This is a genomic window from Nocardia lasii, from assembly GCF_042658545.1.
GTDB lineage: Bacteria > Actinomycetota > Actinomycetes > Mycobacteriales > Mycobacteriaceae > Nocardia > Nocardia lasii.
On the sequence record NZ_JBHSQN010000011.1, the window covers coordinates 67,683 to 90,521 of the forward strand.

At 69.4% G+C, this 22,839-nt stretch carries 23 protein-coding genes and 1 pseudogene; 6 read left to right on the forward strand and 18 right to left on the reverse strand.

All coding sequences use genetic code 11. The annotated features are described in order from the left end of the window. Positions 1–86 precede the first annotated feature (86 nt). Entirely contained in the window at positions 87–1,457 is a 1,371-nt protein-coding gene (locus ACFP3H_RS16435) for a DUF349 domain-containing protein (protein WP_378606611.1), read from the forward strand. A gap of 101 nt (positions 1,458–1,558) precedes the next feature. On the opposite strand, the gene ACFP3H_RS16440 is transcribed toward ACFP3H_RS16435, so the two are convergent. Both ACFP3H_RS16440 and miaB read right to left on the reverse strand, forming a co-directional pair. Further along, positions 1,559–2,137: an Rv2732c family membrane protein gene (locus ACFP3H_RS16440; RefSeq protein WP_378606614.1), complete on the reverse strand. Its 579-nt coding sequence runs from the start codon at positions 2,135–2,137 to the stop codon at positions 1,559–1,561. A 113-nt stretch (positions 2,138–2,250) separates the two neighbouring features. After that, a complete protein-coding gene (gene miaB / locus ACFP3H_RS16445; RefSeq protein ID WP_378606617.1) occupies positions 2,251–3,789 on the reverse strand; it encodes a tRNA (N6-isopentenyl adenosine(37)-C2)-methylthiotransferase MiaB in 1,539 nt (512 codons plus the stop codon). 241 nt (positions 3,790–4,030) lie between these two features. Here miaB and ACFP3H_RS16450 point away from each other — a divergent pair, with 241 nt between their 5' ends. The 4 genes from ACFP3H_RS16450 to ACFP3H_RS16465 all read left to right on the forward strand — a co-directional run bounded on the left by ACFP3H_RS16450 (position 4,031) and on the right by ACFP3H_RS16465 (position 7,283). Beyond that, positions 4,031–4,759, forward strand: a complete 729-nt coding sequence (locus ACFP3H_RS16450; RefSeq protein WP_378607418.1) for an amino acid ABC transporter ATP-binding protein — start codon at positions 4,031–4,033, stop codon at positions 4,757–4,759. 35 nt (positions 4,760–4,794) lie between these two features. Further along, complete coding sequence (locus tag ACFP3H_RS16455; protein ID WP_378606620.1) at positions 4,795–5,631, forward strand: glutamate ABC transporter substrate-binding protein; 837 nt, start codon at positions 4,795–4,797, stop codon at positions 5,629–5,631. A gap of 93 nt (positions 5,632–5,724) precedes the next feature. Then, entirely contained in the window at positions 5,725–6,396 is a 672-nt protein-coding gene (locus tag ACFP3H_RS16460) for an amino acid ABC transporter permease (protein ID WP_378606622.1), read from the forward strand. Then, a complete protein-coding gene (locus tag ACFP3H_RS16465; RefSeq protein WP_378606625.1) occupies positions 6,393–7,283 on the forward strand; it encodes an amino acid ABC transporter permease in 891 nt (296 codons plus the stop codon). The genes ACFP3H_RS16460 and ACFP3H_RS16465 overlap by 4 nt, the downstream gene beginning before the upstream one ends. A 58-nt stretch (positions 7,284–7,341) precedes the next feature. On the opposite strand, the gene ACFP3H_RS16470 is transcribed toward ACFP3H_RS16465, so the two are convergent. The 14 genes and pseudogenes from ACFP3H_RS16470 to ACFP3H_RS16535 all read right to left on the reverse strand — a co-directional run bounded on the left by ACFP3H_RS16470 (position 7,342) and on the right by ACFP3H_RS16535 (position 18,824). After that, entirely contained in the window at positions 7,342–8,202 is an 861-nt protein-coding gene (locus tag ACFP3H_RS16470) for a 3-hydroxyacyl-CoA dehydrogenase (RefSeq protein ID WP_378606628.1), read from the reverse strand. A 130-nt stretch (positions 8,203–8,332) separates the two neighbouring features. Then, a complete protein-coding gene (locus tag ACFP3H_RS16475; protein ID WP_378606631.1) occupies positions 8,333–9,313 on the reverse strand; it encodes a glycine betaine ABC transporter substrate-binding protein in 981 nt (326 codons plus the stop codon). After that, a complete protein-coding gene (locus ACFP3H_RS16480; protein ID WP_378606634.1) occupies positions 9,310–10,113 on the reverse strand; it encodes an ABC transporter permease in 804 nt (267 codons plus the stop codon). Before ACFP3H_RS16480 ends, ACFP3H_RS16475 begins: the two co-directional genes overlap by 4 nt. Positions 10,114–10,228: 115 nt before the next feature. Next, positions 10,229–11,413: an ABC transporter ATP-binding protein gene (locus ACFP3H_RS16485; RefSeq protein ID WP_378606637.1), complete on the reverse strand. Its 1,185-nt coding sequence runs from the start codon at positions 11,411–11,413 to the stop codon at positions 10,229–10,231. Further along, positions 11,406–12,056, reverse strand: coding sequence for an ABC transporter permease (locus ACFP3H_RS16490; RefSeq protein WP_378606640.1), 651 nt, complete (start codon positions 12,054–12,056; stop codon positions 11,406–11,408). Before ACFP3H_RS16490 ends, ACFP3H_RS16485 begins: the two co-directional genes overlap by 8 nt. A gap of 203 nt (positions 12,057–12,259) precedes the next feature. Then, positions 12,260–12,613, reverse strand: coding sequence for a squamosa promoter-binding protein 15 (locus tag ACFP3H_RS16495; protein ID WP_378606643.1), 354 nt, complete (start codon positions 12,611–12,613; stop codon positions 12,260–12,262). A gap of 14 nt (positions 12,614–12,627) precedes the next feature. After that, on the reverse strand, positions 12,628–12,807 hold the full coding sequence (locus ACFP3H_RS16500) for a hypothetical protein (RefSeq protein ID WP_378607421.1): 180 nt from the start codon (positions 12,805–12,807) through the stop codon (positions 12,628–12,630). Positions 12,808–12,969: 162 nt separating this feature from the next. Next, positions 12,970–13,416 (reverse strand): annotated as a pseudogene (locus tag ACFP3H_RS16505) (regulatory protein RecX); the annotation flags it as partial. A gap of 460 nt (positions 13,417–13,876) precedes the next feature. Then, positions 13,877–14,914, reverse strand: coding sequence for a recombinase RecA (gene recA, locus ACFP3H_RS16510; protein ID WP_378606646.1), 1,038 nt, complete (start codon positions 14,912–14,914; stop codon positions 13,877–13,879). A gap of 286 nt (positions 14,915–15,200) precedes the next feature. Then, on the reverse strand, positions 15,201–16,430 hold the full coding sequence (locus ACFP3H_RS16515) for a phosphotransferase (RefSeq protein WP_378606648.1): 1,230 nt from the start codon (positions 16,428–16,430) through the stop codon (positions 15,201–15,203). Positions 16,431–16,437: 7 nt separating this feature from the next. Further along, on the reverse strand, positions 16,438–16,629 hold the full coding sequence (locus ACFP3H_RS16520; RefSeq protein ID WP_378606651.1) for a DUF3046 domain-containing protein: 192 nt from the start codon (positions 16,627–16,629) through the stop codon (positions 16,438–16,440). Positions 16,630–16,720: 91 nt separating this feature from the next. Further along, on the reverse strand, positions 16,721–17,872 hold the full coding sequence (locus ACFP3H_RS16525; protein ID WP_378606654.1) for a glycosyltransferase: 1,152 nt from the start codon (positions 17,870–17,872) through the stop codon (positions 16,721–16,723). Positions 17,873–17,922: 50 nt separating this feature from the next. Beyond that, positions 17,923–18,633: a PIG-L deacetylase family protein gene (locus ACFP3H_RS16530; protein WP_378606657.1), complete on the reverse strand. Its 711-nt coding sequence runs from the start codon at positions 18,631–18,633 to the stop codon at positions 17,923–17,925. Positions 18,634–18,656: 23 nt separating this feature from the next. Next, on the reverse strand, positions 18,657–18,824 hold the full coding sequence (locus ACFP3H_RS16535) for a hypothetical protein (protein ID WP_378606660.1): 168 nt from the start codon (positions 18,822–18,824) through the stop codon (positions 18,657–18,659). Between the two features lie 266 nt (positions 18,825–19,090). Between ACFP3H_RS16535 and ACFP3H_RS16540 the strand changes: the two genes are divergently transcribed. Continuing rightward, positions 19,091–20,584, forward strand: coding sequence for a carboxylesterase/lipase family protein (locus tag ACFP3H_RS16540; protein ID WP_378606663.1), 1,494 nt, complete (start codon positions 19,091–19,093; stop codon positions 20,582–20,584). 65 nt (positions 20,585–20,649) lie between these two features. Here ACFP3H_RS16540 and pspM read toward each other — a convergent pair whose 3' ends face one another. Next, positions 20,650–21,459 (reverse strand): phage shock envelope stress response protein PspM, encoded by an 810-nt coding sequence (pspM, locus tag ACFP3H_RS16545; RefSeq protein ID WP_378606666.1) that lies wholly within the window; start codon positions 21,457–21,459, stop codon positions 20,650–20,652. A 254-nt stretch (positions 21,460–21,713) separates the two neighbouring features. Continuing rightward, a complete protein-coding gene (gene pspA, locus ACFP3H_RS16550; protein ID WP_378606669.1) occupies positions 21,714–22,532 on the reverse strand; it encodes a phage shock protein PspA in 819 nt (272 codons plus the stop codon). Between the last annotated feature and the right edge of the window lie 307 nt (positions 22,533–22,839).

Genomic DNA, 22,839 nt, shown 5'->3' on the forward strand with positions numbered 1-22,839 from the left:
GATGGTTTCCTCGACTCGAACCGGGTTCAATGGGATGTGCTAGGGCGTAACCAGGCAGCCGTGACGCGCGGCAGGGACGGAGAGCAATGACCGACAGCAACGGAACCGCGAAGCCCACCCCCGGTCCGGCCCCGCGACCGTCCGGTACCCCCAAGCCCGGCGCGAAGGCGCCGAAACCGCACGCCGTGAAACCGGCGCCGGGTCCCGACCAACCGCACCCGCATCCGGTGATCGTCCCGGCCGTCACCGACCCGAGCAAATGGGGCCGCGTCGACGAGGACGGCACCGCCTGGGTGCGCACCGCCGACGGCGAACGCGTGATCGGCTCCTGGCAGGCCGGCGACGCCGCCGAGGGCCTCGAGCACTTCGGTCGCCGCTTCGACGACCTGGCCACCGAGGTCGCGCTGCTCGAGGCCCGCCTGGCCGCGGGCGCCGACGCGCGCAAGACCAAGACCGCCGCCCTCGCCCTGGCCGAGACGCTGCCCACCGCCGCGGTGATCGGCGATCTCGACGGTCTCGCGGCCCGCCTGCAGGCCATCACCGAGCACTCCGAGGAAGCCGCCGCGCACGCCAAGGAGGAGAAGGACCGGGCCCGGCACGAGCACACCGAGCGCAAGGAAGCTCTCGCCGCCGAGGCCGAGCAGATCGCCGCCGACTCCACCCAGTGGAAGGCCGCCGGCGACCGGCTGCGCGAGATCCTCGACGAGTGGAAGTCGATCCGCGGGGTCGATCGCAAGGTCGACGACGCCCTGTGGAAGCGCTACTCCAAGGCCCGCGAGGCGTTCAACCGGCGTCGCGGCGCCCACTTCGCCGACCTCGACCGCGAACGCGCCACCGCCAAGACGCGCAAGGAAGAACTCTGCGTGCGCGCCGAGGAACTGGCCGACTCCACCGACTGGGCGGGCACCGCCGCGGTGTTCCGCGACCTGCTCACCGAGTGGAAGGCCGCGGGCCGGGCGCCGCGCGAGGCCGACGAGTCGCTGTGGCGGCGGTTCAAGAGCGCCCAGGACGTGTTCTTCGCCGCCCGCAACGCCGCGGTCTCCGAGCGCGACGCCGAGTTCGACCAGAACGCCGCCGCCAAACTCGAACTGCTCGCCGCCTACGAGCACATCGACCCGGCCAACGGTGTCGACGCCGCTCGCAACGCGCTGCGCGAACTGCAGGACAAGTGGGATGCCGTCGGCAAGGTCCCGCGCGAGCGCATGCAGGAGCTGGAAGGCAAGCTGCGCGCGATCGAGAAGCGGGTCCGCGACGCCGCCGATCAGCAGTGGCGGCGCTCCGATCCCGAGGCGGTCGCCCGTGCGGCGCAGTTCCGCGAGCGGGTCGCCCAGTTCGAGGAGCAGGCCGCCAAGGCCACCGCGGCGGGCAAGAAGCGCGACGCGGACAAGGCGCTCGCGCAGGCTCAGCAGTGGCGTGAGTGGGCCGAGGCGGCCGAAGGCGCCGTCAGCAATCTGTAGGTCGCGAATCCCCTACCGCGACAACTGTTCGCACTGAGGCCAGTCGGCCGACAGACACCAAACCCCCGACCGGATCGGTCGGGGGTTTCGTTGTCGGGAGGCTATTCGCCGGTCAGGCGCTTGCGGTCGCGATCCTCGGCCTCGCGGGCCGCGTTGCGTCGCTGTTCCTCGGCGGCGAGCTGCACGGCCGTGCGACTCCACACCACCCGGATCCAGTGGAAGGTGAGCACCATGATCGCGACGGTGCCCAGGATCAGGCCGATGCCGGGGCCCGCGCCCTCGTAGTTGCCCAGGCCGGGGGTCTGGCGGTGCCAGATGGACAGCACACCGAACACGCTGCCCACGGCCGAACCCGCGCACGCGATCCAGGCCAGCACCCAGCGGCGGGTGGTCAGCGCCAGCAGCGAGAAGCCGACACCGAAGACGATGGCCAACCACACGAAGATCCGCGACGGCAGCCCGATGTGTTCGGCACCGGCGGCCTCGGTGTTGAGCAGGACGTCGAAACCGCGCGCGCTGCCCGCCGTCGGCAGCACCAGCGAGAACAGCAGCGCGAAGACCGCGCCCGCCACCACCAGCGCTCGCGCGCCGGGGTCGATCTCCCCGGCGATACGGCGCTCGACCGCGTCGAGATCGCCGCGGAACTGTTCGAAATCCTGGTCGTCGCGTGTCGGGTTCACCGGGTTCGGGCTCCTGTCCACAGGCTGATCATTGGTGGGTCCCACTGTGCCATCCCCAGGCTCGTCACCCGCACCCGACCCACTACGTCCGGTAGTAGATTCGTCGTCGGCGGTCACGCCGAGCATCCGGTCGAGCACCCGCTCGCGACCGGTTCCACCACCGGCGCGCCGATGCGCGGCAGCCCGAGCCCGACCCCGATGGGCGCGGTCTTGGGCGTGATCCCGCGTTCGTGCGCGTCACCGGCGGCGGTGCGCCGATGCGACTTCACCGCGCTGTCGGCGATGAGGTGGTGCGGCGCGGCCTCGGTGATGTCGACGGTGACGATGTCGCCGGGACGGATCCCGCGCACCTCACCGGGCCGGAAATGCACCAGTCGACCGTCGCGCGCGCGACCGCTCATCCGGGCGGTCACCGCGTTCTTCTTGCCCGCGCCCTCGGCCACGAGCAGTTCCACCTCGGTGCCGATGAGCGCCTGATTGGCTTCCCAGGAAACCTGATCCTGCAGCGCGATCAGCCGCTCGAAGCGTTCCTGGACGACCGCCTTGGGCAGCTGATCGGGCAGCTCGGCGGCCGGGGTACCGGGACGCTTGGAGTACTGGAAGGTGTAGGCGCTGGTGAACCGCGCGCGCCGAACCACGTCGAGGGTCTCGAGGAAGTCCTCCTCGGTCTCGCCGGGGAAGCCGACGATGATGTCGGTGGTGATCGAGGCGTGCGGCATCGCGGCGCGCACCTTGTCGATGATGCCGAGGAACCGTTCCTTGCGATACGAGCGGCGCATCGCCTTGAGGATCCGGTCCGAGCCCGACTGCAACGGCATGTGCAACTGCGGGCAGACGGTGGGCGTCTGCGCCATCGCCTCGATGACGTCGTCGGTGAACTCCGCCGGGTGCGGGGAGGTGAAGCGCACCCGCTCGAGGCCCTCGATCTGCCCGGTCGCGCGCAGCAGCTGGGCGAAGGCGCCCCGGTCGCGCGGTTGGTCGGGATCGACGAAGTTCACGCCGTAGGAGTTCACGTTCTGGCCGAGCAGGGTCACCTCGAGCACGCCCTGATCGACGAGTGCCTGCACCTCGGCGAGCACGTCACCGGGACGGCGGTCGACCTCCTTGCCGCGCAGCGCGGGCACGATGCAGAACGTGCAGGTGTTGTTGCAGCCCACCGAGATCGACACCCACCCCGCGTAGGCCGACTCGCGCTTGGCGGGCAGGGTGGAGGGGAACGCCTCGAGCGATTCGAGGATCTCCACCTGCGCTTGTTCGTTGTGGCGGGCGCGCTCCAACAGCACCGGCAGCGAGCCGATGTTGTGCGTGCCGAACACCACGTCGACCCACGGCGCCTTGCGCACCACGGTCTCGCGATCCTTCTGCGCCAGGCAGCCACCGACGGCGATCTGCATGCCGGGGCGTCCCTGCTTGACCGGGACCAGCTGGCCGAGGGTGCCGTAGAGCTTGTTGTCGGCGTTCTCGCGCACCGCGCAGGTGTTGAACACCATCAGATCGGGCGTCTCGCCGGCCGCGGCTCTGGTGTACCCGGCGTCTTCGAGTAAGCCGGACAGGCGCTCGGAGTCGTGCACATTCATCTGGCAGCCGAATGTGCGCACCTCGTAGCTGCGCGTCGTCGCGCCCTCCGTCGCGTTCTGAACCGTCGATTCCACCCGTCCAGGGTACGGGCAACCCCGACAGTGACATGCATCACGGTTGCGTTCGGGCGATAATACGCAAAGGTAACCGACACCCCCGCGTTACCAGCAGATGACGTATCGGCGTGCCGGTCATGGCATGTCGTGGAAAGCCGGGCAATTCTCCGGAATGGACATAAGGTTTCACACCATGACCGACGACGCCGCACCCGCGACCGGGAAAGCCGACGCCGCAGCCGCGACGGCTGCCGTGCCGATGATCTCGATGCACAACGTGGAAAAACACTTCGGTGAGCTCCACGTCCTGCGCGATATCCACCTCGATGTGCCCCGTGGGCAGGTCGTGATCGTGCTCGGCCCCTCGGGGTCGGGTAAATCGACCCTGTGCCGCACCATCAACCGCCTCGAACCGATCGACTCGGGCGACATCGCCATCGACGGCGTGCCACTACCCGACGAGGGCAAGGCGCTGGCCGCGTTGCGCGCCGAGGTCGGCATGGTGTTCCAGTCGTTCAACCTGTTCGCGCACAAGACGATCCTCGAGAACGTCATGCTCGCGCCGACCAAGGTCCGCGGCAAGAAGAAGGACGAGGCCCGCAAGCACGCGCTGGCCCTGCTCGACCGGGTCGGCATCGCCAACCAGGCCGACAAGTACCCCGCGCAGCTCTCCGGCGGTCAGCAGCAACGCGTCGCCATCGCCCGGTCGCTGGCGATGGACCCCAAGGTCATGCTCTTCGACGAGCCCACCTCCGCGCTGGACCCGGAGATGGTCAACGAGGTCCTCGACGTGATGGTCTCGCTCGCCAAGGAGGGCATGACCATGGTCGTGGTCACCCACGAGATGGGCTTCGCCCGCCGCGCCGGGGACCGGGTGCTGTTCATGGCCGACGGGGAGATCGTCGAGGACGCCGCCCCCGAAACGTTCTTCACCGCACCGAAGTCCGAACGCGCCCGAGATTTCCTCGGCAAGATTCTCAGTCACTGACTCGCAGCACCATCGTCACAAGGAGAAGGAAACCCATGAGGATCAATCGTGCGATACGCGTCGGCATCGGCGCCGCGGCACTGGCCCTGACGGCCACCGTCACCGCGGCCTGTGGCGGCGGTGACGACAAGTCGGCCCTGGACAACGCCAAGGACGGCAAGCTGACCATCGGCATCAAGTTCGATCAGCCGGGCCTTGGCCTGCGCAACACCGACGGCACCTACAGCGGTTTCGATGTCGACGTCGCCAAGTACGTGGCCGACAAGCTCGGCGTGAAGCCGGAGAACATCACCTTCAAGGAAGCGCCCTCGGCCCAGCGCGAGACGCTGATCGAGAACGGTCAGGTCGACTACATCGTCGCGACCTACTCGATCACCGACAAGCGCAAGGAGAAGGTCGATTTCGGCGGCCCGTACTACGTCGCGGGTCAGGACCTGCTGGTCCCGGCGGCCAACACCGACATCACCGGCCCCGATTCGCTCGCGGGCAAGAAGGTCTGTTCGGTGAAGGGGTCCACCCCCGCGCAGAACATCGAGAAGAACTACCCGCAGGCGCAGCTGCAGACCTACGACACCTACTCGCTGTGCATCGAGGCCATGCGCAGCGGCGCGATCGACGCGGTCACCACCGACAACGTCATCCTCGCCGGTTACGCCGCCCAGGCGCCGGGCACCTTCAAACTGGTGAACAAGCCGTTCACCACCGAGAAGTACGGCATCGGCCTGAAGAAGGGCGACGGCGAACTGCGCGGCAAGATCAACGACGCCATCCAGTCGATGATCGACGACGGTTCGTGGAAGGCCGCGCAGGAGAAGAACTTCGCGGGCACCGGCATCGCGGTTCCGGCACCGCCGACCATCGATCGCTACTGATCAACCACTGATCATCGGTGACCCGGCCCCGTCCGGGTCACCGATGCGGTGTCGTCCCGCTGGCCTTACACACCGATCGGAGGACGCGCGTCCGTGTTCGACCTGATCTCGAGGTATGACTCCCAAATCCTCGACGCATTCTGGGTAACCATCAAACTCACCTTCTTCTCGGCGATCGGCGCACTGGTCATCGGTACCGTCGTCGCCGGTATGCGCGTGTCCCCGATTCCGGTCGCGCGCTGGGTCGGCGCGACGTACGTCGCGATCTTCCGCAACACCCCGCTCACGCTGATCATCGTGTTCACCTCGCTGGGTCTGTACACGACCCTGGGGTGGAAGCTCGCGGGCGACGACCTGCGCGAGAACAACTACCGCTGGGCCATCATCGGCCTGAGCGTCTACACCGCGGCGTTCGTGTGCGAATCGCTGCGCTCGGGCATCAACACCGTGGCGCTCGGCCAGTCCGAGGCCGGTCGCTCGCTCGGCTTCGGGTTCACCCAGAACCTGCGCCTGATCGTGTTGCCGCAGGCCTTCCGCGCGGTGATCGCGCCGCTGGGCAGCGTGCTGATCGCGCTGACCAAGAACACGACCGTCGCCTCGGTCATCGGTGTGGTCGAGGCCGCGTACCTGATGGGCGAGATGAACGAGAACGAGGCCGCCGTGCTGGCGGTCGGCGCGATCTTCGCCCTCGGCTTCATCATTCTCACCCTGCCCACCGGCCTGCTGTTCGGTTGGCTGGCCAAGCGATACGAGGTGGCACGATGAGCGGCGCGTCGGTCCTGTTCGACGCACCCGGGCCCCGCGCGCGGCTGCGTCACCACCTGTACTCGGTGCTGGTCGTCATCGCCGTCGTGGCGGGCGGCTGGTGGCTGTATCGGGCCTTCGCCGAGAAGGGCCAGTTCACGGCGGCGAAGTGGAAGCCGTTCCTCGAGGCGCAGGTCTGGGAGACCTACCTGCTGCCGGGGCTCGAGGGCACCCTGACCGCCGCGGCGATCTCCATCGTCGCCTCGGTGTTCTTCGGCATGGTCTTCGGCATCCTGCGCCTGTCCGACCACGCGTGGGTACGTGGTGTGGCGGGCACGATCGTCGAACTCGCCAGGGCCATCCCGGTGCTGATCCTGATGATCTTCCTGTTCGCGTTCTTCGGCACCTACAAGCTGTTTCCGCCGGATCAGCTCGCCTTCGCCGCGGTGGTCATCGCGCTGACCATCTACAACTCCGCGGTCATCGCCGAGATCGTGCGGGCCGGTATCCGGTCGCTGCCCAAGGGCCAGACCGAGGCCGCGGTCGCGCTCGGGATGCGCAAGAACCAGCTGATGCGGTTGATCCTGCTGCCCCAGGCCGTCACCGCGATGTTGCCCGCGCTGGTCTCGCAGATGGTGGTCGTGCTCAAGGACACCGCGCTGGGCTACCAGATCGGCTACATCGAACTGGTGCGCTCGGGCCAGCAGGAGGGCGCGGCGCTGCAGAACACGATTCCCGCGCTCATCGTGGTCGCCGTGCTGATGATCTCGCTGAACATGGCGCTCAGTTTCCTGGCCACCACGCTGGAGAAGCGGTTGCGTTCGCGCAAGAAGGGCGGCGGTGCGGTGTTGGCCGCCGACTCGGTCGTCACCGACGCCGCCCCCGGCGTCGACGTCACCAAGAACTAGGCACCACAGTGAGCGAGGCCCGATCCGAACCGGATCGGGCCTCGTTCGCGTTCGGGACCTACTTGTCGTAGCGGTAGAACCCCTCACCCGAGCCCGCACCGAGCTTGCCCTTGTCGATGTAGTTCTGCTTCAGCCACGCGGCGAGCTTCTTGTGCTCGTCGTCGCCGTTGCTGAGGATGTTGTACGGCGTCGTCAGGCCGACGATGTCGAGGATCTGGAACGGGCCCATGGGCGCCCCGGTGGCGATGCGCCAGGTCTCGTCCACGGCGGCGGGTTCGGCGTAACCGCCCGCGGCGAGCGCGATGCCGGAGTTCAGGAACGGCACGAGCAGCGAGTTGAGGACGTAACCCGCCTTCTCCTTGTGCAATTCGATCGGCACCATCCCGATCGCCTTCGCGAATTCCACGACCGCGGTGAACACCGCCGGATCGGTCTGTTCGGTGCCCATGACCTCGGCGGTGTTGAACTTCCAGACCTGGTTGGCGAAGTGCAGCGCCAGGAACCGGTCGGCGCGGCCGGTGAAGTCGACGATGTCGCTGGGCAGCAGGGTCGAGGAGTTCGTGGCGAAGACGGTGCGCTCGGGCGCGAGGGCCGCGAGCTTGCCGTAGAGGTCGCGTTTGATCGAGAGGACCTCCGGCACCGCCTCGATGATCAGGTCCGCCTCCCCCGCCGCGACGGCCAGGTCGTCGGTCAGGGTGATCCCGGCCGCGGTCGCCTCGGTCTTGCTCGCGTCGGCGCCCGCCACGTCACGCTGATAGGCCTTCGTGAGCCCGGCGAATCGCTCTCGGGCGGCGGCGAGGGCCTCGTCGCTGATGTCGTAGGCGGTGACATCGAACCCGTGGTAGGCGGTCTGGAACGCGATCTGGGATCCGAGCACCCCCGTCCCGAGGACGGTCACCTTGCGGAATGTGATGGTCATACGTCAGCCTCCCAGTCCGGAAGCGGACACTCGGCCGCTCCGCGAGATTTCGGTCTGTACCCACCGTCCATCATGGCCCGCGAAGCCGCCCGTGGGGGCTGAACGACCCGCGCGTTTCGCGCGTCCACGCTCAGCCCGCGGTGACCAGCCCCTGCGCGACCATCCAGTCGCGGGCGACCTCGGCGGGTTCGCGGCCGTCGATGTCGACCTGCCGGTTGAGTTCGGTGATGACCTCGTTGGTCAGGCGCGCGGAGATCGGGGCCATGATCTGCACGACGCGGGGGTTGGCCTCGGCGAAGGCGCGGTGCATGACCAGCGCGGCGTTGTACTTCGGGAAGAAGGCCCGGTCGTCTTCGAGCAGGACCAGTTCCAGGGCGGGGATGCGGCCGTCGGTGGCCGCGACCGAGCCGAAGCGGCACTGTTTCGCGTCGGCGGTGGCCTGGTAGACCAGTGCGTCCTGGACGATCTGACGCTGCGCGGTGCCCAGGTCGATTCCGTAGGCGCCGGCCAGGCCGGGGTACCCGTCGGGGCGCACGTTGAATTCGGTGCCGACGCAGGTGGTCGCGGCGCCGGGGTCCTTCGCGAGCAGGGCCGCGTAATCCGACAGGGTGGTCACCCCGGTTTCCTCGGCGACGCGTTTGCTGGTGACCAGGGCGTAAGTATTGTTCATCGGCGCCATCGCCGCCCAGACCATGTCGTGCTCGGCGAGGTCGGCGTCGCGGACCGCGTCGAACTGGGCGGCCTCGGTGGGGATCGGTTTCTCCTTGCCGAGATAGTTGACCCAGCCGGTGCCGGTGTAGTCGTAGGCGATGTCGATCTGGCCGTGCAGTTGGGCGTCGCGCAGACTGTTGGAGCCTTGGATATTGGTCAGGTCGCGCACGTTCGCGCCCGCGGCGGTGAGCGCGAATTCGATCAGGTAGCCGAGGATGTTGGCCTCGGTGAAATCCTTGGAGCCGACCGTGACCGCGACGCCGTCGAGTTCGGGCACCGGCCGGATGCTGCCCGGCCCCACCGGCAGCGGCACCGAACTGCCCGATTGCAGGCCGCAACCGGCCACGACCAGCACGCTCAGCACCGCGACGAGACCGCGCACGGTTCGGGTGGACCTCACCGCAACCCCCTCGGGCCGAGGAACTGTTCGGCCAGCGCGCCCAACCAGTCGACGAGCAGGGCCAGCGCGACCGCGAGCACCGCGCCGACGGTCAGGGTGACGGTGTCGCGCAGTTTGTAGCCGGTGTCGATGAGGATGCCGAGCCCGCCCGCGCTCACCATGAACGACAGGGTGGCGGTGCCGACGGCCAACACCAGCGAGGTGCGCAACCCGGCGAGGATGTAGGGCACGGCCAGCGGGAATTCGATGCGGCGCAACACGAGTCCGGCCGACATGCCCTGCCCGCGACCCGCGTCGATCACGGCCGGATCGACCTGCTGGTAGCCCAGGATCGTGTTGCGCAGCACCGGCAGCAGCGAACAGAACGCGATCGGCGCCACCCCCACCCAGAAGCCGGTGGTGCGGGTGAGCAGGTAGCACAGCACGATCAGGCCGATCGCCGGGGCGGAGGCGCCGATATTGGCGATCCCGACGAAAACCGGTGCCAGCCGCCGGAATCGGGGCCGGGTGAGCAGTGTCCCGAGCGGGACGGCCACCGCGATGACGATGAGCACCACCGCCGCGGTGATCAGGATGTGCTGCCAGGTCACCTCGGCGATATTGCCGACGCCGATACTGGCCTGCTGGGTCACGGTGAGATCGCGCCGGAACGCCCACACGAGCACCCCGACGGTGAGGATCACGACGATCGCCGGTTGCACGAGCAGGCGCCAGTATTCGGCGCGGCGTTGGGCGGCGGGGCCGGCGGCGACGGGCACATCGATCGTTCGCGAGCGGCCGGGGAGGGTCTTCGTCACCATGCGGTCCTACCCCTCCCCGTCACGGGAGCGGTCCCTTGGTCGTGTGCGACGCGGGTCGGCGGCGATGTCCGCCGACCGTGGTGACCGGAGCGCGGGCCGCGAGGTGGCGCGGCCGTCATGCCGTGGCCGTTTCGGTGGTGGCGAGGTGGCTGATCAGCGTGTCCACGGTGACGATCCCGAGGTAGGTGCCGGTGTGGTCGACGACGACGGCCGAGGCGGTGCGTTCGGTGAGTAGCGCGGCCAGGGCGTCCTGGAGGGTGGCGTCGGCGGGCAGGGTGGTGCCGATCGGGGTGCCGAGGTCGGGCAGCGAATCCGCGTGGGCGAGTTCGTCGTCGGTCACTCGTCGCAGTGGGCGCCGGTTCGGGTCCACGACGATGCCCCAGGTGCGGTTCGCCTCGCGCAGGGCGGCGGCGAAGGCGGTGGGAGCGGTGTCCTCGGTGACCGCGACACCCTGGTCGAGGTCCAGGTCGGCCAGGGCGGTGAGGCCGAGGCGGTCGATGGTGGCGGTGGCGCCGACGAATCCGGCGACCGTCTCGTCGGCGGGCGCGGCCAGGATCGCGGCGGGGGTGTCGTACTGCAGGATGCGGGAGCGGTCGCCGAGCACTGCGATGCGGTCGCCCAGTTTCACGGCTTCGCCGAAATCGTGGGTGACGAAGACGATGGTCTTGCCGAGTTCGCGGTGCAGGCGCAGCAATTCGTCCTGGAGCAGGCCGCGGGTGATCGGGTCGACCGCGCCGAAGGGTTCGTCCATGAGCAGGACGGGCGGGTCGGCGGCCAGGGCCCTGGCGACACCGACGCGCTGCTGCTGTCCGCCGGAGAGCTGGCGCGGGTAGCGGCCGCGGTAGGTGTCGGGGTCGAGGCCGACGAGGCGCAGCATCTCGTCGGTGCGGTCGGCGGTGCGGCGGCGGTCCCAGCCGAGCAGGCCCGGCACCGTGGCGATGTTCTTGGCCACGGTCAGATGCGGGAACAGTCCGGCCTGCTGGATCGAATAGCCGATGCCGCGGCGCAATTCGTCGGCGTCGATCGCGGCGGCGTCGCGGCCGCCGATGGTGACGGTGCCCGAGGTGGGTTCGATCAGCCGGTTGATCATGCGCATGGTGGTGGTCTTGCCGCAGCCCGAGGGGCCGACCAGGACCACGATCTGTCCGGCCGGGATGGTCATCGACACTTCCTCGACCGCGGGTTCTGGCTGTTCGGGGTAGCGTTTGGTGACCCGGTCGAGCACGATCTCCACCCCGGAGACCGCGGAAGTTCCTGCCGCCGTGGTGGTTTCGCTGGTCGCGGTGTCGATGTCAGTCACGAATTCCCCTCGGGATGGTGAGCCGTCCGAGCAGCATCAGCACGCCGTCGAGCGCGAGTGCGAGCACGACGATGAGGACGGTGCCGGTGAGCGCCTGCGGCACCGCGTTCGGGCTGCCGAGCCGGGATAGCCCGGAGAAGATGAGATTGCCCAGGCCGGGACCCTTCGCGTACGCCGCCAGGGCCAGGATGCCCATGATCATCTGGGTGCTGACCCGCATGCCGGTGAGAATCGATGGCCAGGCCAGGGGCAGTTCGATTTTCGTGAGCAGCCGCCACCTGTTCATCCCCACACCGCGCGCCGCGTCGGTCACCGCCGGATCCACCGACGACAACCCCAGCACCGTATTGCGCAGGATCGGCAACAGCGCGTAGAGCACCAGCGCCACGATGGTCGGCGCGACCCCGAGCCCGAGGAACGGAATCAGCAACCCCAACAGCGCGAACGAGGGCACCGTCAGAATCGCCCCCGCCGTCGCGGTCGCCGCCGCCGACCCGAGCGGACTCCGATACACGAGCACCCCCAGCGCCACCGCGATCAGCGTCGCCACCACCAACGACTGCACCACCGCCGACACATGCAGATACGAATCGACCAGCAACTGTTCCCGCCGGTTCACCACGAACGACCACAACGCGTCCACAATGCCCTCCCCGGTCGTTCGACAGCCGCATCGGCCCTATCCCCCAGAATGCCCACCCGCCCGCGAGCGAAACACCCACTCCCCTGAACCACCCACCGTGAACAGCACTGCGCGACAGCACATTTCAGCAGCTCCACCCCCACTCTACGCGCCAACACCCCCACCTCGAGGCACTTCGGAAACCTCACCTTCCGGACACCGCTCTACTCGCGCGGCTCCATCGGCGCGTACTGGGCCAAAACGCCGTCCCTGATCATCCACACCTGAAAGCAAATGTCGCCCTGATCCATCAGGAACAGCTGGACAGTGTCGGGCTCGAGCCATGCGAATTCGGCGACCTTGGTCAGCAGCGCCGGAATATCGGCGTGGTTCAGGGCACCCGCCCACACAGTGCACTCGGGCATCTTCCGGCCGCCCCACCGCACCTCACTGCTCGTGAGGTCGCGGAGATAGCCACATCCCCGCAATGTCGATCCGTGCGGCCCGCCGTGCGACCGCAACCAGTCGCTGAACTCGACCACCAGCGGCTCGTCCTCGAACGAGACCGACAGCATCATGTTCGTCACCCAGCTCATCGATCGGCGTCGGCCAGTTCGGCTTTCACGACGGCGAAGGCAGTGGACGGGCTGTATCCGCGACGGGCCAGCATGTCGACCAGGCGGCGGGTGAGCTTGGCGCGGTCCAGATCGGTGGGCATGGCGCGGAGTTTACGGCGGACCAGGTCGATGGCGGCGTGTTCGTTGCCGGGCATCGGCCTGCGTGACAGGTAGTCGGAAGCTTCCGGTTCCGCTGTGTCGCTGGCAGTTTCGCCTGCCGTGACCGCCGATCGGTTCGCATGCCCGGCGCCGCGCTCCGAATTCTCGACGCGAGGCGGCCGCACCTCGGCCCGCGTGCGCTCGAAGCCCGCGTCGTCGAGTTCGGTGGTGACGACGGCGAAGGCGGTGGACTGGTCGTAGCCGCGGCGGGCGAGCATGCCGACGAGGCGGCGGACGGCTTTGTCGCGGTCCAGGCCTGCGGGCAGGGTGCGGAGTTTGCGGCGGACGAGGTCGGCGGCGCGGGCGGTCTCGGCGTCGTCGGTGACCGTCGACAGGGCTTCTTCGGCATCGCCGGGGGCGACGCCTTTCTCGCGCAGCTCGCGTTGGAGCGCCTTCTTGCCCCGCCCGGAGTAGGTGTGGCGTTCGTGCACCCACTGTTCGGCGAAGGCCGCGTCGTCGATGAGGCCGACTTCGGTGAGGCGTTGCAGGGCAGCCTCGGTGATCTCGAGCCGAAAACCCTTCTCACCGAGGCGCTTGGCCAGCTCGGCGCGGCTGCGGGCGCGCACCGAGAGCAGCCGTAGGCACACGTCCTTGGCTTGTTCCAGGGTGGCGCCGGGTCGGTCGCCCGGGGCGAGCCGGCGTGTGCCGGCCCGCCTGTCGGGCTCTCCCGGCTGGGATCCGGCCGCCACCGGATCCACCTGTCCTCCGTCGTCACCACCGACGACGGTCGACAGGGAGACTTCGTCGCGGGATCGTCGCCGACCCGCGCTCCCCCACTCTTCATGATCAACACCAACTCGCGCAGCGAAATGCGAGGGTTTGTCACAATCGGGGAATCCGGTCGGGTGCGCGCGCTGCGGATCGCCCGCACCCGACCGAATCTTTTTCGCGTCCGCATCGGCACGAGCCGACCGGACGGGTCCATCGCCGCGACCGCGTCGCGGCGGGGGCGAGACCACCGGCTCCGGCTCGACCTCGATCCCGAGGCGAGCCAGCTGCCTGCGCATGTCCTCGACCGGATCGGCCGGGTCACGCGCGGGGCCGGGGCTCGACGTGGTCATCGGCTCAGAAGTCGGCCGGGGCGTCGGCGTCGGCGGTCAGGACGGCACCGATACCCAGCTTCTCCTTGATCTTCTTCTCGACCTCGTCGCGCACGTCGGTGTTCTCCAGCAGGAACTTGCGGGCGTTCTCCTTGCCCTGGCCCAGCTGATCGCCCTCGTAGGTGTACCAGGAGCCGGACTTGCGGATGAAGCCGTGCTCGACGCCCATGTCGATGAGCGAGCCCTCCTTGGAGATGCCCTGGCCGTAGAGGATGTCGAACTCGGCCTGCTTGAACGGCGGGGCGACCTTGTTCTTGACGACCTTGACGCGGGTGCGGTTGCCGACCGCGTCGCTGCCGTCCTTGAGGGTTTCGATGCGACGCACGTCCAGGCGCACCGAGGCGTAGAACTTCAGCGCCTTACCACCGGTGGTGGTCTCGGGCGAGCCGAACATGACGCCGATCTTCTCGCGCAGCTGGTTGATGAAGATGGCGGTGGTGCCGGAGTTGCTCAGGGCACCGGTCATCTTGCGCAGCGCCTGGCTCATGAGGCGGGCCTGCAGACCGACGTGGCTGTCGCCCATCTCGCCTTCGATTTCCGCGCGCGGCACCAGGGCGGCGACGGAGTCGATGACGAGGATGTCGATGGCGCCGGAGCGCACCAGCATGTCGGCGATTTCCAGGGCCTGCTCACCGGTGTCGGGCTGGGAGACCAGCAGCGCGTCGGTGTCGACGCCCAGCTTGCGGGCGTAGTCGGGGTCGAGGGCGTGCTCGGCGTCGATGAAGGCGGCGACACCGCCCGCGGCCTGGGCGTTGGCGACGGCGTGCAGCGCGACGGTGGTCTTACCCGAGGATTCCGGGCCGTAGATCTCCACGACGCGACCGCGCGGCAACCCGCCGATGCCCAGCGCGACGTCGAGGGCGATGGAGCCGGTGGGGATGACGGCGATCGGCTGACGGGTCTCCTCGCCCAGGCGCATGACCGCGCCCTTGCCGAAGCTCTTCTCCACCTGCGCCAGTGCCAGTTCCAGCGCTTTGTCGCGATCGTAGGCCTGCGGTGCCATGTTGTATGCCCCTTCTCGAGCTGAGTGTCTCTCTGGTTGGCGCCCACAGTAGAGGCCGGCACCGACAAGTTCTGGCGCCCAGGTTAGTCGAACACCCATTCGAGTCAAGCGACGCGCCCACCGACACGCGAAGCAGCCGCTCAGACCGGCAATCCGACAGCGAAGCGGCACGTCCCCGCCGCGGCAGCACCGAGTCGTCACCCTCGGCGCGCGACCTGTCGATGGTCGCGGCGTCGACCGCGCGCACGAACCCGGCGGGGCCGGTACGCCAGGGGTGGCTGAGGCGTCAGAACAGTTCGTCGAGCAGCCGGTAGTAGTCCAGCTTCGCCCGATCGGGTTCGGGCAGGCCGTAGGCGGTGCGGAAGGCCGTGACCGCCTCGGGGCCGAAGTCCTCGGCGAGGTCGCGTTCGGCCAGGGCCAGGTCGCGGTAGCGGTCGCCGTGGCCCAGGGTGGCGACATCGATCAGTAGGCCACCGGTGAGGACGTTGCCCGGGGTGAAGTCGCCGTGGGTGACGACCAGGTCCTCGGTGGGTGGGCGGGACTCGCGTAGGCGCTCGAGGATCTGGCGGGGTTCCAGGTCGCGGTGGTCGTCGTCGAAATCGGCGGTGTCGACGAAACCTTCGATCACCGCGCGCTGGGCTCGGGCCAGGGTGGCCTCGAGTCCGCTGTCGAACGGGCAGTCGGCCACCGGCAGCGCGTGCAACGCGCGCAGGGTCTGCCCCAGCTGGGTGCCGACCTCGACGCCGGCCGAATCCGGCTGTGCGGCAAGCGAGCCCACGCCGGCGTCGGCGAGTACGAGCACGTCCTCGGCGAAGGCGGCCACCTCGGGCACCGGAATTCCGTTGTCGCGCAACCAGCTCAGCCGCGCGTACTCGGCGACCGCGCGCGGCCCGCGCTTGATCCAGTATCCGCCCGAGCGCACCAGGTTCCCGTCGCGACCCTCGTGCTCGTCCGACCATCCCGGCACCGGCCCGAGCAATTTCTCGATCACCGGCGGCAGCGGCAGGGCCAGTTCGGCGAGGTGGTCCAGCGCGGCGCGGGTGGATTCGATGAGTTCGGAGTCGCCGTCGGCCACCCGCAGGCGCATGGCCTCGTTGAGCAGTGCGCGCGCTTCGCCGGGGCGGTGCTGTTCGGCGAGGGATTTGCCCAGGTGATGGGCGGCGAAGGAGACCAGGTCGGGGTCGAGGGCGCGGCTGGCGTGCAGGGCGCGCCGGTAGAGGATCTCGGCGTAGCCCGGTTCGCCCTGGTAGCGGTAGACATCGGCCAGATTGATCCAGACGGTGATCCGGCGACGCTCGGTATCGGCCAACTCGAGGGCCTGATCGAGCCGGTCGAGGGCCTCGTCGTGGCGGCCGAGCAGCATCAACGCGATGCCCAGCCTGCGCAGACCGGCGAAATCGTGCGGGTCGGCCACCGCGACCCGGATCGCCAGTGTCTCGGGGTCCACCGGGATCATCCGCAACCGCTCGTCGAACCGATACGGTCGCGTGTCGGAGTTCTGGGCTGTCACGGCCATTTCCTGGTCACCACCGGTTTCGGGGTACGTCGAACTCGGCACACAGGGCTCGCCACACATCGCGCGGGTCGACGCCGTCATCGATCGCGACCGCGCCCGTGCGCCCCAACTGGGGGATCACGTGATCGCTCAGCATGGCGTCGGCGCGCGCCACGCCGAACTCGGTGTGCATCAGCTCCTGGAATTCGGTCAACCGCACGATGCCCAACATACCCGCGCCGGGTGACACCCGACAGGGCCCCGCTCAGTCACCTCGACGGCACCCGACGGGGTCGGCCCGTCCGCGCCGGTTACCGCTTCGCGGCGTCGTGACAGATCCGGACCGGGTCCTCGACCGCCGCCAGACCGGCGGCGGCCTGTCGCGCCGCCGCCGCGTAGCCGGGATCGTCGAGTACCTGCCGCACCGCCGCGCCGACCGCCTCGGGGGTGAGCGGCCGCACCAGCACCGAACTGCCCTGTCGCACCGCGCGATTGGCCAGTTCCCACTGGTCACCGCCGCCGGGCACGGTCACCACCGGCACCCCGGCGGCCAGGGATTTGGCGAGCAGACCGTGCCCACCACCCCCGACGACGACCGACGCGTGCGTGAGCAGTTCGTCCTGACGACCCAACCCGGCGGTGGCCCAGTCGGGCAGATCCGCCGGTGGCGTGTCCAGAGTCGAGATGGCCACGCGCACACCGAGTCCCGCCATTCCGGCGAGCACGGTCGCGGCCATGTCGGCGACGCCGGTGTGGGCGGTGGAGGGCGCCACCATCACCAGGGGCCCGTCGCCGGGCGGCAGCGGGAGGACAGCGTCGGTGGGTTCCCACAGCAGCGGGCCGACAATGGAGGTGTCGGCGGGCCAGTCCGGGCGGTCCATCTCCAACGCGGGCAGCGTGGCGACCAGGCGGGCGGTGGGACCGGGGTCCTCGGCGGGCAGCCCGATGGTCTCGCGCGCGGCCGAACGCTGCCGCTGACCGGTGCGCACCGCCCGCGCGGTCATCGTGCGCAGCACCCCGTCACGCACCCGACCGCGCACCCCCTCCCCCGGCGCCAGGCCGCTGCCGATCGGCGGCAGGGCCCGCGACGGCAGGTAGAGCGGGTGCGGGGACAGTTCCACCCACGGCAGCCCCAACCGTTCCGCGGCCATGCCGCCACCGGCGGTGAGCACGTCGGAGACGATCAGGTCGGGCAGCATGGCGCTGAGTTCGGGCAGGTTCTCGGCGGCGATGTGGGCGGCGCGGTCGTGGATGCGCGCGCCCGCGTCGCCGTCGTCGTCGGTGGGGCGCGGTGCCAGGCCGCGGAGTTTGCGCACGCTGATGCCCGCGGCGCGGGCCTGGTCCAACCATCGGGGTCCGGTGAACAGCACCGGCTCGTCTCCCGCGTCCAGCAATCGCAGACACAGCGCGATCGCGGGAAACGCATGCCCTGGATCGGGCCCGGCCACCACAGCTATTCGCATTCGCCCACCCTGCCATATCCGCAGGCCGCGCCCCCGGTGCCGTCCGCCGATCAGCCGCCGAAGGTGAACAGTTCGAAGCCGACGGCGTGCGCGGCGGGGAAGCCTTCCTTGGGCCCGGTAGCGAACGAGACGATCTCGCGCACTTGCTCTTCCACCGGTACCGGGCTGAGTACCTGCAGGTACCGTCGGTGCGCGGCGAGCGAGGCCCGCGCCTGTTCCAGGTGCGCGCTCACGTCGACCGCGTGGGTGGCGTTCGGTCCCACCACGGCGGCCCAGCGCGCCGACCACGGTGCCGACTCGGCGATCTCGGGGAAGATCCACTCGTTGCCCGCGTCCGAGATCGCGTCCAGCGCGCTGCGGCCGACGGCCCGGTGATCGGCGCTGTTGACCATTCCCGGCGCCCAGGTGTCACCGAAGTTGAACAGCACCACCATCTCCGGGCGATGTCGGCGCAACGCGGCCGCCAGGTCTCGGCGCAATGCCAGCCCCTCCTCGATCCGCCCGTCCGGGTGGTCGAGGAATTCGACGGTGTGCACGCCGACTTCGCGTGCCCCCGAGATCTCCTCGATCTCGCGCAGCGGCGCGGCCTGCGCGGGCGGCATGCCCGCGATGCCCGCCTCGCCGCGCGTGACGAGTAGATAGCGAATGTCCTTGCCCTGCGCGGTCCAACGCGCGACCGCCGCCGCGGCGCCGTATTCGATGTCGTCGGGATGGGCGACGATCACCAGTCCGCGCTGCCAGTCCTCGGGTACCTGTTCCATCCCCCGAATGCTAGGCGCCCCGCTCAGTTGATCGGTGTCTTGTCGCCACTGGACACCGCCTTGTAGAGCAGGTACAGGCCCGTGCCGATGGCGCTGATCACCAGAATGGGCATCAGCGCCTCGATCAGCGCGCCGAGGATCCAGAACGCGAGCAGCGCGAGTACGACTATGCCGACAACTTTGACAACCATGATGACTCCTCATCAGCTCCGCGACCGCCGTCCAGCGATCCGATACCGTCGATCCTCCCACTCCTCGGGCCACAGATCACCAGGTCAGCCCCGATATCCGGGTAGAGATCAGGGTTCACCCCGAGACGGGGCTACCGTGAGTCGTCAGGGATCACCCGCCCGGCGATCGCCTCGTTCGACACGGGTTCGTTCCTTCCGTCGGCAAACGACCGACACGGAGTCGGACGAGCGCCCATAATCGGGGCTCACTGCGTAGGAGGACTTTCATGGAACCCATCGTCACGATCGCCGGCGGCGCGATCCGCGGGCGGACCGAGGCCGGTGTCACCCGCTTTCTCGGAGTGCCGTTCGCGGCGGCGCCGGTCGGACCCCAGCGCTTCCAGCTGCCCGAACCCGCGCCCGCGTGGGACGGGGTGCGCGACGCGACGCAACCGGGCGCCACCTGCGCGCAGACCCCGTATCCCGCCCCGATCCACGCGCTGATCGGCAGCGACGGGATCCCCGGCGACGAGTACCTCAACGCCAACATCTGGACCCCCGACCCGTCCGCCGACGGCCTGCCGGTGCTGGTATGGATCCACGGCGGCGCGTTCTCGCGCGGGTCCAACGCGCGGGCGATCTACGACGGGACCGCGTTCGCGCGCGACGGCGTGGTCATGGTCGGCATCAACTACCGGCTCGGCATCTCCGGGTTCGCCGAGCTCGAGGGCGCCCCGTCCAATCGCGGTCTGCACGACCAGATCTTCGCGCTGCGGTGGGTGCGCGAGAACATCGCCGCGTTCGGCGGCGACCCGGACAATGTGACGATCTTCGGCGAGTCCGCGGGCGCGATGAGCGTGGCCTCGCTGATCGCCGCGCCGCAGACCACCGGCCTGTTCCGCCGGGCGATCATGCAGAGCGGCAACGGCGCGGTCGCCGCCGACGCCGCCGACGCGCGCAAGGTCTCGGCCGCACTGGCCGCCGAACTCGGCATCGCCGCGACCGCGGCGGATTTCGGCAAGCTCGGTCCCGACGAGTTGCGCGCCGCGCAGAACGCCATCGCCCTGGCGTTGATGACCGATCCCGACCCCCAGCGCTGGGGCGCCTCGGTGATCCAGCTCGGCGGCGGCATCATGTCCATGTTCCCGGTGGTCGACGGCGACATCGTGCCGGGCGCGCCGACCGAGGTCCTGCGCGCCCATCCCGAGCGCGCGGTCCCGCTCATCGCGGGCACCACCGCCGACGAGTTCCGTTTCTTCACCGTGCCCGCCGGTCTGGCCGCCGCCATCACCGCCGAGACACTGCCGTTCGTGCTGCCGCGCTACGGCATCGATCCCGCTGTGGCGCAGGCTTATTCGACGCAGCGCCCCGACGCCACGCCCGCCGAGATCTTCAACGCCATCCTCACCGACCTCAGCTTCCGCGCGGGCACCGTCGACTTCGCCGAGGCCAACGCCACCACCGAACCGACCTACGTCTACGAGTTCGCCTGGCCGACAACGATTCCCGGCCTCGGCGCCTGCCACGTCCTAGAAGTCCCCTTCGTCTTCGACGCCCTCGCCGAGGCCCACTCCCTCACCGGTCCCACCCCGCCCCAGGCCCTCGCCGACGAAATCCACGCCGCCTGGGTCGCTTTCGCCACCGACGGCAACCCGGGCTGGCCCGCGTTCACCGATGCGGAGAAGAACGTGCGCGTCTTCGACTCCCCCGAGTCCTCCACGGCGACGGACCTGCGCCCCGACGAGCTGGCCGCCCTGCGCCGATCCCTCACCCGCGCTTGAGCATTGCCGGTCGGCGCGCCGGTCAGCGCGTCGGCCGGAAGCGCCGGATCACCCCGACGCGCTATCTAACGCGCCGAATCGGTACGGCCGGGGAACACTTCGGCCCCGTGATCGGCCATCTCGGTGAGCGCCTGCGCCCAACCGTCGAGTCGATCGGCCGCGTCGCGCAGATCGGCGACGATGCCGTGGAACTGGTAGGCCACCACGGTATCCTCCGGCACGGCCAGGATGCGGGCCGCCGCGGCGACGAGCTGTTCGTATTCGACCACACCGGTTTCCAGGCGCACCACGACCGTGCCCACGGTGGTTTTCAGGGCGGCGACGGTGTCGGGATTGGCGCGGCCGACGGTGTCGGCAGCCTGTTCCATGGCGACCACGTCGGCGGCGAGCGCGTGCAGGGCGGCCGCGCCGGAGCGGGCCGTGTCGAGCAGATCGCGCAGTTCGCCCTCGGGCAGGCGGCGAGTGCGCCCGATCTGGGCGCCGAGGTCGTGCAGGGCCCGTTCGGCGCGCAGGAGGCGCTGAATCGGCGCGCGCGCCGCCGACCGGATCCCGGGTGATTTGGTGGCGACGAACGCCGCCTGTGGCAGGGGCTTGTTGCGCAGCTCGAGATAGCGCCGCGCACTGAGCGCGGTCCCGGTCACGAAGGCGACGGCGCCGCCGCCGATCACCACGACCGCCCAGGCGGGAGCCGAGATCACGGCCAGTCCGACCGCGCCGACGGTGGTGATACCCGAGGCGGTACCGAGCTGAAAACTGCGCCGCCGCGCCCGACGCCGCCGACGCAACTCCCGCTCGCGCGGATCGGCCCACCGGCGCACCGCGACCAGAGCCTGCTCGCCGACGCCACGCAGGGTGGCGGGCACCGAATGAGGCACGGGGACAACCGCTGCCTGGTCCGCGGACCGAACACGCCCGCGCCGCTTCTCGCCGTTCATCGCCTCATCATCCTCCCGCCGCCGCGATACCGCACGGCCCAACCCGCGAGCACTTGCCGCACCCCCCATCTCGGGGCGGACGGCCACACGGTGGTGTTCGCGGCCGTCCCGCCGTCGAAATGCCCTCGCGCGAGCGAGGGTGCCTCGACGGCGGGACCGAGCCCGCGAACTCGAGCGCGTGAACGCTCGGATAGCTACTGCTGGGTCTTGTTGATATTCGGTGCCTGCGCGGGCGGCGCCGGCTGCGCCGGGTTGATCGCCGCGTTGTTCGTGCCGGTCGGCAGCGCGTCACCACGCATGGAGGCGCGGATCTGCTCGAGCTTGCTGTGCCCGGCCATCTGGATGCTGGCCTGCTGCACCTCCATCATGCGACCCTGCACCGAGTTCTGCGCCAGCTCGGCCGAGCCGAGCGCGTTGGCGTAGCGACGCTCGATCTTGTCGCGCACGGCGTCGAGGCTGGGTGTGGAGCCCGGCGCGGACAGCGTGGAGTCCATCTGCTGCAGCGAGGCCGAGACCTGCTCCTGCATCTTGGCCTGCTCGAGCTGGCTGAGCAGCTTGGTGCGCTCGGCGACCTTCTGCTGCAACATCATCGCGTTCTGCTCGACCGCCTTCTTGGCCTGTGCGGCGGCCTGCAGGGACTGATCGTGCAACACCTTGAGGTCTTCCACCGACTGCTCGGCGGTGACCAGCTGGGCGGCGAAGGCCTCGGCGGCGTTGGTGTACTGGATCGCCTTCTCGGTATCGCCGGCCGACTGCGCCTGGTCGGCCAGGGTGACGGCCTGCCGGGCGTTGGCGTTGAGCTTCTCGACCTCGTCGAGCTGGCGGTTCAGCTTCATCTCCAGCTGACGCTGGTTGCCGATCACCGATGCCGCCTGCTGCGACAGCGCCTGATGCTGGCGCTGCGCCTCCTCGATCGCCTGCTGAATCTGGACCTTCGGATCCGCATGCTCTTCGATCTTGGAGTCGAAGAGGGCCATCATGTACTTCCAGGCCTTCACGAACGGATTAGCCATCGATTGATCCCGCCTCCATCTGTGCGTCGCTCGTGCGACTGGTGGTACGCGACCGTCACGCACCAGATATGTGCTCATCCTTCACCATGCGGCACCCGGACCGGTAGCACCGGCCCGTTCGACGCCTGATGAGAATCTATCCGTTCTCACCGTAGGTGTGCAGCGTCTCGCGCCCCAGAGCGCGGGTTCGCCGCGTCACATTCCCTTCACCAGTACCAGCATCTCGGCTCTCGGGGCCGGGATGACGATGCGGGTGTCTTCGGCGATCCCGATGCGCGCGCCCTGCTCGGCGGCCGCGCTCGCCGAG